Annotated in this window: 14 protein-coding genes; 12 read left to right on the top strand and 2 right to left on the bottom strand. The window is 38.0% G+C overall.

What is annotated here, in order from left to right:
• Nucleotides 1–93: 93 nt before the first annotated feature.
• Both spxB and IGI65_RS11085 read right to left on the bottom strand, forming a co-directional pair.
• Nucleotides 94–1,818 carry a pyruvate oxidase gene (gene spxB, locus IGI65_RS11090; RefSeq protein ID WP_412256536.1) on the bottom strand — a complete coding sequence of 575 codons (1,725 nt, stop codon included), beginning with the start codon at nucleotides 1,816–1,818 and terminating at the stop codon, nucleotides 94–96.
• A gap of 140 nt (nucleotides 1,819–1,958) precedes the next feature.
• Nucleotides 1,959–2,660 (bottom strand): TIGR00266 family protein, encoded by a 702-nt coding sequence (locus tag IGI65_RS11085; protein ID WP_095006254.1) that lies wholly within the window; start codon nucleotides 2,658–2,660, stop codon nucleotides 1,959–1,961.
• A gap of 186 nt (nucleotides 2,661–2,846) precedes the next feature.
• Between IGI65_RS11085 and IGI65_RS11080 the strand changes: the two genes are divergently transcribed.
• From IGI65_RS11080 to atpA, 12 genes are all read left to right on the top strand, one after another.
• The gene (locus tag IGI65_RS11080; protein ID WP_412256533.1) at nucleotides 2,847–3,791 is read left to right on the top strand and encodes an alpha/beta hydrolase; all 945 of its coding nucleotides are present in this window, start codon (nucleotides 2,847–2,849) and stop codon (nucleotides 3,789–3,791) included.
• Nucleotides 3,792–3,929: 138 nt separating this feature from the next.
• The gene (locus IGI65_RS11075; RefSeq protein WP_071865624.1) at nucleotides 3,930–4,199 is read left to right on the top strand and encodes a (4Fe-4S)-binding protein; all 270 of its coding nucleotides are present in this window, start codon (nucleotides 3,930–3,932) and stop codon (nucleotides 4,197–4,199) included.
• Between the two features lies 1 nt (nucleotide 4,200).
• Nucleotides 4,201–4,470 (top strand): GNAT family N-acetyltransferase, encoded by a 270-nt coding sequence (locus IGI65_RS11070; protein ID WP_071865625.1) that lies wholly within the window; start codon nucleotides 4,201–4,203, stop codon nucleotides 4,468–4,470.
• 181 nt (nucleotides 4,471–4,651) lie between these two features.
• Nucleotides 4,652–4,888: a preprotein translocase subunit SecG gene (gene secG, locus IGI65_RS11065; protein WP_071865626.1), complete on the top strand. Its 237-nt coding sequence runs from the start codon at nucleotides 4,652–4,654 to the stop codon at nucleotides 4,886–4,888.
• 107 nt (nucleotides 4,889–4,995) lie between these two features.
• Complete coding sequence (locus tag IGI65_RS11060) at nucleotides 4,996–5,736, top strand: alpha/beta hydrolase (protein WP_412256530.1); 741 nt, start codon at nucleotides 4,996–4,998, stop codon at nucleotides 5,734–5,736.
• A gap of 13 nt (nucleotides 5,737–5,749) precedes the next feature.
• On the top strand, nucleotides 5,750–8,122 hold the full coding sequence (gene rnr, locus IGI65_RS11055) for a ribonuclease R (RefSeq protein WP_412256529.1): 2,373 nt from the start codon (nucleotides 5,750–5,752) through the stop codon (nucleotides 8,120–8,122).
• A 50-nt stretch (nucleotides 8,123–8,172) separates the two neighbouring features.
• Nucleotides 8,173–8,631, top strand: coding sequence for an SsrA-binding protein SmpB (smpB, locus tag IGI65_RS11050; protein ID WP_071865629.1), 459 nt, complete (start codon nucleotides 8,173–8,175; stop codon nucleotides 8,629–8,631).
• Between the two features lie 297 nt (nucleotides 8,632–8,928).
• Nucleotides 8,929–9,645 (top strand): F0F1 ATP synthase subunit A, encoded by a 717-nt coding sequence (atpB, locus tag IGI65_RS11045; RefSeq protein ID WP_071865630.1) that lies wholly within the window; start codon nucleotides 8,929–8,931, stop codon nucleotides 9,643–9,645.
• A 91-nt stretch (nucleotides 9,646–9,736) separates the two neighbouring features.
• Nucleotides 9,737–9,952, top strand: a complete 216-nt coding sequence (gene atpE / locus IGI65_RS11040; protein WP_016171491.1) for an ATP synthase F0 subunit C — start codon at nucleotides 9,737–9,739, stop codon at nucleotides 9,950–9,952.
• Between the two features lie 91 nt (nucleotides 9,953–10,043).
• On the top strand, nucleotides 10,044–10,562 hold the full coding sequence (gene atpF / locus IGI65_RS11035) for a F0F1 ATP synthase subunit B (protein WP_095006251.1): 519 nt from the start codon (nucleotides 10,044–10,046) through the stop codon (nucleotides 10,560–10,562).
• The gene (gene atpH, locus IGI65_RS11030; protein ID WP_071865632.1) at nucleotides 10,549–11,091 is read left to right on the top strand and encodes an ATP synthase F1 subunit delta; all 543 of its coding nucleotides are present in this window, start codon (nucleotides 10,549–10,551) and stop codon (nucleotides 11,089–11,091) included. Before atpF ends, atpH begins: the two co-directional genes overlap by 14 nt.
• 23 nt (nucleotides 11,092–11,114) lie before the next feature.
• On the top strand, nucleotides 11,115–12,680 hold the full coding sequence (gene atpA / locus IGI65_RS11025) for a F0F1 ATP synthase subunit alpha (protein ID WP_071865633.1): 1,566 nt from the start codon (nucleotides 11,115–11,117) through the stop codon (nucleotides 12,678–12,680).
• Nucleotides 12,681–12,682: the final 2 nt, after the last annotated feature.

The raw sequence follows: 12,682 nt of genomic DNA, 5'->3' as shown, positions 1-12,682 counted from the left end.
TGAAATTTCACGAAAATTTGAGACATGACTTTCTTAAAATTTCTTTCTATTGTTGAAGTTGACCACTTTGACAATAATTTTAGTTAGGATATTTTATTGTGCTAACAAATCAACTAATGTTGGCATGTCGTGAATTTCATAACGTTCTTTATAAGCGCTAATTTGGTCTGCACTAAAAGTATTAGGATCTAAGACCATTGATTCCACAGGTAGTGGGCGATCGTTGGCGATTTTCACTTCGATGACAACTGGACGATCACTATCTTTTGCTGCATCAAATGCAGGGGCTAATTGATCGTAATCTGTAACAGTAAATCCTTTTGCACCCATTGCTTCAGCAGCTTTACCAAAGTCTACATCATATAAATCGACCCCAAAAAGCGCTTTGTTGGTTTCTTCTTGTTCTGCTTCAATAAAACCAAGGGAGTCATTAGTTAAGATGACATTAATGATTGGCAATTTGTATTTAACTTGGGTGATGATATCTTGCATATTCATCGCAAAACCACCGTCACCATTAATGGTGAAGACTTGACGATTTGGATAACTCAATTGAGCACCAATCGCACCTGGAACAGCATAGCCCATAGTTGCAAACCAACCAGAAGTGGTAAATTGTTGTTTACCATTCATTTCTAAGTGACGGACAGAATGGGTAGTCACGTTACCAACATCAACGACAAAAATTGCGTCATCTTCAGCAATTCGGTTGATTTCTTTATAAACTGGTTCAGGGCGCATTGGTTTGCGTTTATCATCGTAAAAACTATGGCGCCAGTTATGCCAGTTTTTAATATTTGTTTGGTTTGCTTCATACCACTTATCTGCTGTGCGAGCTTCACCAAGTTCTGTTAGGCGTTGTAAAGTTAAAATACCATCACCTAAAATCGCCACATCGACATCATGACGACGACCAAATTTTGAACCATCAATATCGACTTGAATAAATTTGGCATCTTTGTTAAAGAACGCACCGCCAAATGGGAAGTTACTCCCAACGGAAATAATCAAATCAGCGTTCGCTAATGCTTCATTAGCAGGTTTTGTTGCGACGCGGGCAGCAGAACCTAAATAGTTTTCATAATCATCATTGATAATTCCTTTGGCTAATACAGCAGCTGCAACTGGCATACTAAAGTGTTCAGCAAAAGCTTTAACAGCATCTGCACCACCTCGTACCCCTTGGCCGATATACAAGACTGGTTGTTTTGCTGCTTGAATTAAAGGCAATGCTGCTTTTAATTGTGCTTCATTTGGTTGAATGGTAGTGGTTTGATAGGTTGCAGCAGTTGAAACAAATGTATCTTCAATTTCTTCGTAGCCATAATCAACAGGAATCGTAACCACCGCTACACCGCTATGACGGTAGGCAGCTTTGATTGCTTCATCCACCACAAAAGGTAAACTTTGCGCGTTCATGACTGTTCGATTGTAGACACTTACGTCAGCGAAAAGTGGATTTTCATTTAATTCTTGGAAAGCGTTCGTATTCATTGCACTAGAGGCAACTTGCCCCAATAAAGCTAAAACAGGTACATTATCCATTTGAGCATCATACAGACCATTGATTAAATGAGTAGCCCCAGGACCTGCTGAACCAAAAACAGCACCAATTTTACCAGTTACTTTAGCATCTGCTGCTGCAGCTAAAGAACCAGTTTCTTCATGACGGACTTGAATGTACTTGATGTGATCTTGTTCGTCGAATAAAGCATCCATTGTAGAGTTGAAGGAACCACCAGGTAAACCATATAGATGATCAATTCCCCAATCTTCCATGACTTTTAACATTGCGACACCGGCATTGATTTTTGTCATTTCAAACACTTCTTTCTTATTTTATCGAGCAAACTAAAAAATGTACTCGTTTTATTGACCTAAATTTATGTTACCGCCAATTCAAAAAAAATACCAATATTCTTACTCAAAGTAAGCGTAAAGGAAAGCTACTTTTTTCCTTAATTACTGCTAGTGGGAATAAAAGGAGCGATTAAATTTGCAAAGGCTTCAATATTACGACTTTGGATGATAATTTTGCCTTGTCCTGAAAAGTGATTGACCACGCCTTCACCGGTTTTAAAACCAAAAGTACCAGAAGCAAATTCAATATGGTAATCAAGGGACTTACTCCAAGCTAAGACGTGTTCGTTATCGACTACAAAATCTTGGCTACCATCCATAGTAATTTCAACTAAATCGCCATAACCATTGATTAACATTAAGCCTTCTCCAGAAGTTTCCATTACAAATAAACCACCAGTCCCTCCTAATAGCGCGCCTTCTAGTTTTTGTCGTTGCATTGTATAAGAAACGCTACTTTCACTAGCCAAAAAAGCACCAGTATTTAGTCGCCATTGGGTAGGGCCAATTGGCAGCTCACGAATAGTACCAGGTGTTGAAGGGGCAATTGTAACTTTGGCATTTGGTTCATCCCCGTGTACTTTAGTAATAAAGAAACTTTCACCGCTTGATAAAGAACGGCCCAATGCCCGGACCATTCCACCCAGTCCTTTTTTACCGTTACTATTCATGTGGCCTTCCAATGTAACTAAACCGTTGTGATAAACCATCGAGCCGGGTTCGATCTGAATTTCTTCTTCTTTATCTAGGGTAATGTCAACTAAAGGGAAAACTGAAGTGGAGCTTAAGTTGTATTTCATATGCTAACCTTCTTTCCTTTTGATACTTTTATTATAGGGCAAAGCGGGTTTTTGACAAAAAGTTAACTTCTGACTAAGAAGAGTGTTATTGATGGTGGTTTAATTTTTGAAATGATAAACTTAATTAAAGTGAAGGTCTGATGGGGAAATTACATTGTTGAGTTTAGATAGAAATAGGTGACGTGGATGTTAGTGATTATCGGAATAATTGTAGTGGTATTAGGAATTAGTTTGCTTTTTTATTTCTATTATTTGAGACGTTGGGCACGTTTTTTTGTTGATGCGATAGTCGAAAGAGATAATGATTGGTATTTAACTAAAGGACGAAGCACGTTAAACCCTAGTCTGAAAAAAGAAGAGCCAACAGATGAACTTTACAATTTTTGGTTAACGGAATATGAATGGGGAGCGATTAGTTTTGATCAGCAAAAACTAGTAGCTTCGACTTTTCTACAAGATAGCAATCGGTGGGTGGTCTGTGTTCACGGTTACCGTAGCACGGGTTTTGATGAAATGGCGCAGACGGCTAAAACATATTTTGAAGCCGGTTATAATGTCTTGGTGCCAGATCTTAGAGGGCATGGACGCAGTAGTGGTAAAGTGATCGGTCTTGGCTGGTTAGACCGCTTGGATTTGATTACATGGATAAACCTAATTACAGATAATAATCCTCAAGCTGAGATTATTCTGCATGGCGAAGGGATGGGAGCAGCAGCGGTCTTAATGACTAGTGGAGAAAAACTACCAGATCAAGTCAAGTTATTAATTGCTGATAGTAGTTATACTTCAGTTTACAGTGTCTTTAAATATCAATTACACCGCTTTACCAAATATCCGGTTAATCGTTTTATGGGCTTGGCAAACAGCTATGCTAAAAAACGCATTGGTTATTCATTACTTGAGGCTTCTGTGACGCGGCAGTTAGGAAGTAATCACTTACCCGTCTTGTTTTTACATGGAAAGGCAGATCAATTTATTCCTGTCAGTGAAACTGATACTTTAATGGAAGCTACAGCCGGTGTAAAAGAGCGACACATTTTTACGAATTGTGACCATTTAAAAGCTAAAGAAGAACAACCAGTAGCATATTGGCAGGTAATTTGGTCCTTTATTCATAAAAATTTAGGTTAATTTGGCCTAGATTAATCGTATTTTAGTTAAAAGGATAATTATTTGTCTAATACTAATACTACTGATAAAATGTAAGTGGTTATGGTTTGGTTTACCGAATCAATTAAAGTTATGATTCACAAAAAAGGAGGCAGACAGATGGAAGGTAATAAAATCGGAAATAAAGCTGTGACAGAAGAAATGTTAATTGCCGATGGCTATCGTAAGTATTCTGGTAAAGATATCGATATTTATTACAACAAAGACATTTGTGCCCATGTGGGAAATTGTGTGCGGGGAAACAGTGCTGTATTTGAAGTAGGGCGCAGACCGTGGATACTAGCAGATAATGCTAGCGCAGATGAAGATGCACGCGTTATTAATACATGTCCAACTGGGGCATTAAAATTTATTCGGAAGGATGTTTAAGATGGAATTTAAAGAAGAAAAAGATCGCTTTGCAGTATACGATGATGGAAAAGAAATTGGTGAAATGACTTGGTCTTCTGCCGACAACATGATGATCATTGATCACACTTTTGTTGATCCGGCTTATCGTGGTCAAAAAATTGCCGAAAATTTGGTTTTACACGGTGTGGAACGCGCGCGTCGCGATAATTTGAAAATTATTCCATTATGCCCGTTTGCTAAAAAGGAATTTGCGGAAAAACCTGAATATGACGATGTATTACGTAAATAATCCATTTAACGATTAATGACTATTAAAAGTGTTGTGACGTGGTTTGTCACAGCACTTTTTCTATTTTTGATAATAGTAAAGTAATTAACAAAGTATTTTCCCAAGGCTATTCCTTGTGGTAATCTCAGAACAATTATGCTAAAGTAAAATGGACGAATTGTATTTAAGGAGGAAGCGGCGAATGTATAATTTTTTATTGGGCGTAGTGATTGTGCTTTCAATCATTATCATTATCGCTATTATGATGCAGCCGAGCAAACAAAATAGTGCAGCCAGTGCCTTTACCGGCGGTGCCGATCAGTTATTCGGAAAACAAAAAGCCCGTGGTTTTGAAGCTGTTATGCAGCGCACAACAGCAGTTTTAGGTGCTATTTGGTTGATTTTGTTATTTGTATTAGCCTTTTTATCATCAAAATAAACGGATTAATCCGATCATTTTTTGGCTGAAGCTTGTGGCGTGTCTTGCGTCAGGTTTCAGCCTTCTTTTATTTTTATGGTAAAATTGGGCTAATGAGGTGAGAAATCGTGGAAAAAAAACCAACATCATTTTTTACAGCACAAGGAAAAACAGCTGTTTTACTCTTTCATGCCTATTCTGGTAGTCCCAATGACGTGAGAATGTTATCCCGTGCATTAGAAAAAGAAAACTATACCGTTTATGCGCCGCTTTTTTCAGGTCATGGGACAGTAGAACCAAAAGAGATTTTGGCGACTGATTTTAAACAATGGGAAGAAGATGCCGAAAATGCATTTAAATTTTTAGTTCAAAAAGGTTATCAAGAAATCGCTGTTTTCGGTCTTTCAATGGGCGGCATTTTCGCTATGAATTTATTGACAAAAGGCTATCCGCAAGTTATTGGTGGTGGCGCTTTTTGTTCGCCTTTATTCAAAACTAAAAACAATGTACCAGAAAACTTCCTATTATATGCAAGCCAGGTTTATGAACGACAAAAAATTATTGGTGATATAAAGGCAGAAAAATTACGAGAGTTAAAACCATTAGTAATAAAGCAATTAGAAAAAATTGAATTGTTTGGTGAAAAAGTGAGTCAAAATTTAGCCGCTGTTAAAGTACCTATTTATTTGGCCCAAGGTGGTGCCGATGAAATGATTGATGCAAAAACGGTATTTAAAACGGCAGCAGCGTTAGCACAAGTTGATGTCACACTAGCTTGGTATGCCAAGAGCGGTCATGTCATTACAGTAGATCCCGTTCACCAGCAATTTGAAAAAGATGTGAGCCACTTTTTGAAGAAAGTGGAATGAAAAGAGGTAGAAAATGAAATCAACAATTAAAGAGCAGATCCTTTCTTTTCTTACAACAAGTAATAAGAAGAGTTTTTCTGCTGAAGAAATTGCCGCAGGCTTAGCATTAAATAAAAGTAACGATTTTAAATTACTCGTGCAAACATTAGCGGCAATGGAGCGTGAAGGGGCAATTGTTTTTAATAAAAAAGGGAAAGTAAAATTGCCTCCTCAAAAAGTATTAGTCGAAGGTGTTTTTCGCGCCAATGAACGCGGCTTTGGCTTTGTGACGATTGATCCTGAAGAAGACGATGTTTTTATTCCCAAAGAAGCGACTGGTTATGCAATGGATGGTGATACAGTAGCAATTGATATTGTCAAAATTTCCGATCCTTTTTCTGACCGGGGAGCAGAAGGCCAAGTTGTTGCGATAAAAAAACGAGCAGTGACTCAAATTGTTGGGGAGTTTACTTTATTTGATGAAACAGAAATTGCTGAAAGTGATTTATACGGCAGTGTTAAACCAAAAGACAAAAACTTTAATGGCTTAAAAGTCTTAGTTGCCGCAGAAGGAATCAAGCCTGTTGATGGTAGTATCGTTATCGTCGAAATTACCCATTATCCTGAAAAAGGGTATCCTACTAGTATTGAAGGAATTGTAAAACAAGTTATTGGTCATAAAAATGATCCTGGGATGGATATTTTGTCGATAGTGATTAGTCATGGGATTCCGACTCGTTTTCCAGAAGATGTTTTAGCCCAAGCCGATCAAGTTCCTGAGACAATTAATCCAGCTGATTTTCCCGAACGCAAAGATCGCCGTGATCAGTTAATTGTGACCATTGATGGAGAAGACGCCAAAGATTTAGATGATGCGGTGACTGTCAAAAAATTAGCGAATGGTCATTTTTTCTTAGGCGTTCATATTGCAGACGTATCTTATTATGTCACAGAAGGTAGTCCACTAGACCAAGAAGCTTATGATAGAGGAACCAGTGTTTATTTAACTGATCGCGTGATTCCAATGATTCCCCAGCGCCTATCAAACGGAATTTGTTCTTTGAATCCTCACGTTCCGCGGTTAACCATGAGCTGTGAAATGGAAATTGATCAAACAGGGAAAATTGTGAAACACGAGATTTTTCCAAGTATCATTCAAACAACAGAACGAATGACTTATACTGCGGTAAACGCCATTATTGAAAAAAATGATCTCGAAGTTTCTAAACGTTATGAACAATTAGTGCCAATGTTTTTTGAGATGGCAGAATTGCATAATATTTTAGAACAAAATCGGATTCAAAGAGGTGCAGTGAGCTTTGAAGACCGCGAGGCCAAAGTTGTGGTAGACGAAAACGGTCAACCACAAGATATTCTTTTGCGTAGTCGGGGTGTAGGGGAGCGTTTAATTGAATCATTTATGTTAGCTGCCAATGAAACTGTGGCGGAACACTATAATAAATTAAATTTGCCATTTATTTATAGAATTCACGAAGATCCAAAAGAAGAAAAGTTACAACGTTTCTTTGATTTCGCTGCCGCTTTAGGGATGGTAGTGAAGCATACAAAAGGGACGATTACACCTAAAGACTTACAAAAAGTGGTAGCAGAAGTGGCAGAGCGCCCAGAAGCAATGGTCGTAAATATGATGTTATTACGTAGTATGCAACAGGCAAAGTATTCTGAACATAATGCCGGGCACTACGGCTTAGCCGCAGATTACTACACGCATTTTACTTCACCGATTAGACGTTATCCGGATTTAATTGTGCATCGCTTAATTAGAAGTTACGCTGAGGATATGAGTAAAAAAACGCAGAGCAAGTGGCAAGATAAATTGCCAGAAATCGCACATCATTCTTCTGATATGGAACGACGTGCTGTTTTGTGTGAACGAGAAGTAGACGCAATGAAAAAAGCGGAATTTATGCAGGCGCATATTGGTGAAGAATTTGACGGTGTCATTAGTTCGATTACGAAATTTGGTATTTTTATTGAGTTGCCAAATACAATTGAAGGTATGATTCACATCAGTAACTTAAAAGATGACTACTTCCATTTTGTCGAACAGCAATTGGCTTTAGTGGGTGAAAGAACCGGTATGACTTTTAAAATCGGTCAAAAAGTGCGGGTTAAAGTAACAAATGCCAACCCGGAAACTAGAGAAATTGATTTTGAATTGGTTTCGGCTGAAGAAGTAACCCAACTGCCTCGTCCACAAACAAGTAGGAGTAACAGAGGCGGTAAAAAAGCTGATAACCGCGCTAACCGAAGAAAGAAAAACGCCCCGAAAAAAGATCGCACTACAAATAAAAAAGGGAAACTAAAAGTTGATCTGAATAGTGGCAAAAAGAAAAAAGGTAAAAAGCCTTTTTATAAAGGCGCTAAAAAGAAAAAAGCGAAATAGAACTGTTTGAAAATAGAAAAAACAGGTCACAAATGAAGGAGGTAGCTTCTATGCCAAAAGGTGATGGAAAGTTAATCGCGCAAAATAAAAAAGCCCGTCACGATTATACAATCATTGATACTCTAGAAGCCGGAATTGTGTTACAAGGGACAGAAATTAAATCAATTCGTAACGCTCGGATTAACTTAAAAGACGGTTTTGTCCGCATTCGTAATGGCGAGGCATTTTTATATAATGTTCACATCTCTCCTTATGAACAAGGAAATTTATTTAACCATGATCCGCTAAGAACGCGTAAACTTTTACTGCATCGAAAACAGATTGATCGTTTATATGGTGAGATGAAAAGTGCGGGGATGACCGTGGTACCGTTAAAAGTTTATCTAAAAGACGGTTTTGCTAAAGTTTTAATTGGTCTGGCAAAAGGGAAAAAAGAATATGATAAACGCGAAACATTAAAACGAAAAGATCAAGAAAGACAAATCAGCCGTGTTTTAAAAAATTATTGAAGAAATTTGATTTTAACAGGGGCTATTGCTTTATAAAGTTAGGTCTTTTTGATAGCATTTACTCAGACGGTGTGCAAAATTTCATTTTTTTAGTTAATGATTCGTTTTACTGATTATAGGTATTACACATTTCTATTAGTCATTTTGCTAAAAGTGTCGAATCTTGCTGAAAATCTTTTGAAATTTTCTATCCGTGGTGGTATGATACGCATTGGTTATCATGCCAAAAGCATTGACAGCACTTATTTACCAGCTCTTTTTTAGCTGGAGCATACGTATGAAAAGAGGTGAGAAATATTGAAAGAAAAACCACTCGTTTTCAATATTGGTCCCATCTGGTTTGATGGCACCATCCTTTTGATGACACTTATCACGTGTGTTATTGTTTTTACACTAGTTTTTGTTTGTACCCGTAATTTACAATTGAAACCAAAAGGCAAACAAAACTTTATTGAGTGGGTAATTGATTTCGTTCGCGGTATCTTAGGAGATAACCTCCCAAGTAATGAAGTGAACAACTTCCATTTATTATCATTTGCCTTGTTTCTATTTGTTTTTGTCGCCAATGAGATTGGCCTTGTGACGAAAATCGTTGTCGGTGAAACAACTTTTTGGAAAAGTCCAACCGCGGATCCCTTTGTGACATTGACGTTGGCATTGATGATGATTGCCATGACCCATTTCTTCGGGGTGCAAAAATTTGGTTTAAAAGGGTATTTCAAAGTATCATTCCTACAACCCGTTGCCTTTTTATTACCAATTAAAATCATCGAAGAATTTACCAACATCATTACCCTAGGTTTACGTCTTTACGGGAATATTTTCGCCGGTGAAGTTTTGCTAGGTTTAATCGTCGATATGTTAAATAATGTCGGTTGGCTAACACTTCCTGTGGTTATTCCACTAGAGATGATTTGGATTGGCTTCTCTTTATTTATCGGGGCCATTCAAGCATATGTATTTGTCACCTTATCAATGGTATTTATGGGGCATAAATTGGAAACAGAAGAGTAGATTTAAAGGATTTTATCAACTGGTTTGACGAGAAAATGTAAATTACATTTATCCGATCGTCTCAACTTAATTATTTAGGAGGAAAAAAATTATGAACTTTATCGCAGCAGGTATCGCAATCGTCGGGGCAGCTATTGGGGCTGGTTATGGTAACGGGAAAGTTATCTCACAAACGATCGAATCAATGGCACGCCAACCAGAAATGTCTGGTCAATTACGTTCTACAATGTTTATCGGGGTTGCCTTAGTAGAAGCTGTGCCTATTCTTGGTGTGGTTATCGCTTTGTTACTTGTTTTCATGGGCTAAAACCATTGAAAAAGCAGAAACGGATCTTAACTGTTTTTGCTTTTTTGCCATGATATGGCACCCTTAATTAGTAGAAAAGGAGCTTACGCTTATGCTAAATATTGTATTAGCAGAAGTCGGGAATACAACAATCAGCAGTATTGTGGTAGTCTCTGGTTCTTTCTTATTATTGGTTGTACTTTTAAAGCATTTTGCTTGGGGTGCAATTTCAGATATGATGAAAAAACGGGAAGACAAAATTGCCAATGATTTAGATTCAGCTGAACAATCCCGCACTAAAGCAGCTAAGCTTGAACAAGAACGTCAAGCTCAATTGATGTCTTCCAAAAGCGAAGCAGCTGAAATCATTAAAAATGCAAAAGACAGCGGCGAGCTCAGCCGTCAAAATATTTTAAACGAAACCAAAGAAGAAGTATCTCGTTTAAAAGATAAGGCAAAAAGTGATATTTCAATGGAAAGAGACGCTGCTATGACAAGTGTTAAAGACGACGTAGCGGAACTTTCTTTACAAATTGCTGAAAAAATCTTGAATAAAGAGCTATCGCCAGAAGCCCACGAAGCTTTGATTAATCAATATATTGAAGGATTGGGCAGCAATGAAACTCGATAAATATACAGTAGGCAAACGCTACGGTAAGGCGTTGTTTGAACTGGCGACAGAAGAACGGGTTACCGAGACTGTCTACAACGATTTGCTCAGTTTGAAAGAAGTTTATAAAGCTATTCCAGACCTTGGTAATATGCTAAGTGATGTTCGCTTAGACTTAGGAGCAAAACGTGCTTTAATGGACAAAATCGTTTCCGAATTTGACGGAATTACGAAAAACTTTTTAGAAGTCGTTTTCCGTTACAATCGTATGGATGATTTAGAGTTAATTATCGATGAATACGAACGCCGTTATGATGAAGCCCAAAGCTTAGTGTTGGGTACGGTCACAACTGCTGTGACTTTATCAAATGAGCAAAAAGAACAATTAGAAACAAAAATTGCGGGCTTATTAGGCTATAAAAAAGCTAATTTGGTAGAAAAAGTCGATCCGCGTATTTTAGGCGGTGTCGTAGTTGAAGCCAACCATCAAGTAATTGATGGCAGTGTGAAAAGCCGATTAGAACAACTGCGATCTATGATCGGTAGATAAGTTTAATTAAAGAGGTGAAACAAATGGCCATCAAAGCAGAAGAAATCAGTGCTCTGATTAAAGAACAAATCAAAAATTACCAGAGTGAACTTGCAGTTGAAGAAATTGGAACTGTAACGTATGTCGGTGACGGGATTGCCCGGGCCCACGGTTTGGAAAATGCCATGAGTGGTGAATTACTAGAATTTTCCAATGGTTCATTTGGGATGGCACAAAACTTAGAAACAAACGATGTCGGGATTATTATCTTAGGTGATTTTGAGACCATTCGTGAAGGAGATAAAGTAAAACGAACTGGTAAGATTATGGAAGTTCCAGTTGGGGATGCTTTAATTGGTCGGGTCGTTAACCCATTGGGACAACCCATTGACGGCTTAGGTGAAATTTCTACCACGAGTACTCGTCCAGTCGAAACATTAGCACCTGGTGTTATGCAACGACAATCTGTCTCAGAACCAATGCAAACTGGTTTAAAAGCCATTGATGCGTTAGTTCCAATCGGTCGAGGACAACGGGAATTAGTTATCGGGGATAGAAAAACCGGTAAAACTTCAATTGCGATTGATACAATCATCAACCAAAAAGGTCAAAATATGATTTGTATCTACGTTGCCATCGGACAAAAAGATTCTACAGTACGGGCACAAGTTGAAACGTTACGCAAATATGGTGCGTTAGACTACACTATTGTTGTTTCAGCAGGGGCATCTCAACCCGCGCCATTATTATATATCGCGCCATATGCAGGAACTGCTATGGGTGAAGAATTTATGTATAACGGCAAACACGTTTTAATCGTCTTTGACGATTTATCAAAACAAGCGGTCGCTTATCGTGAACTTTCTTTACTATTACGTCGGCCACCAGGTCGTGAAGCATACCCTGGGGATGTTTTCTACTTACATTCTCGTTTATTGGAACGGGCAGCAAAATTATCTGACGAATTAGGCGGCGGCTCAATGACCGCTTTACCATTTGTGGAAACACAAGCTGGTGATATTTCTGCTTATATTCCAACTAACGTTATTTCAATTACCGATGGACAAATCTTCTTAGAAAGTGATTTGTTCTATTCAGGTGTTAGACCCGCTATTGATGCCGGTTTATCTGTTTCCCGTGTCGGGGGTTCTGCTCAAATTAAAGCGATGAAAAAAGTTGCCGGAACTTTGCGCTTAGACTTAGCTAGTTATCGTGAATTAGAAGCCTTTACTCAATTTGGTTCTGACTTAGACCAAGCGACCCAAGCAAAACTAAATCGTGGTCGTCGCACAGTGGAAATTTTAAAACAAAAATTACATGCACCATTGGCAGTTGAAAAACAAGTTTTAATTTTATATGCCTTAACTCATGGATTTATTGATAGTATCCCAGTAAATCGGGTTTTAGACTTTGAAGAAAACTTATTTGAATATATTGATGCTAACCATGCAGATATTTTTGAAACTATTCGGACCACTAAAGATTTACCTGCAGAAGAAGAATTAGATGCAGCAATTAAAGAAGCAAAAGATATCTTTATGGCAGCAGGTAATAGTAGTTCTGCTTCTGCTAAAGATACCGCCGCTTCAATCGAAAACGAACGTTCTTAAAA

The organism is Enterococcus sp. DIV0755b, from assembly GCF_051713765.1.
In the GTDB taxonomy this organism is placed as follows: Bacteria; Bacillota; Bacilli; order Lactobacillales; family Enterococcaceae; genus Enterococcus_C; species Enterococcus_C canintestini.
This window is presented reverse-complemented; position numbering and strand designations above follow the sequence as displayed.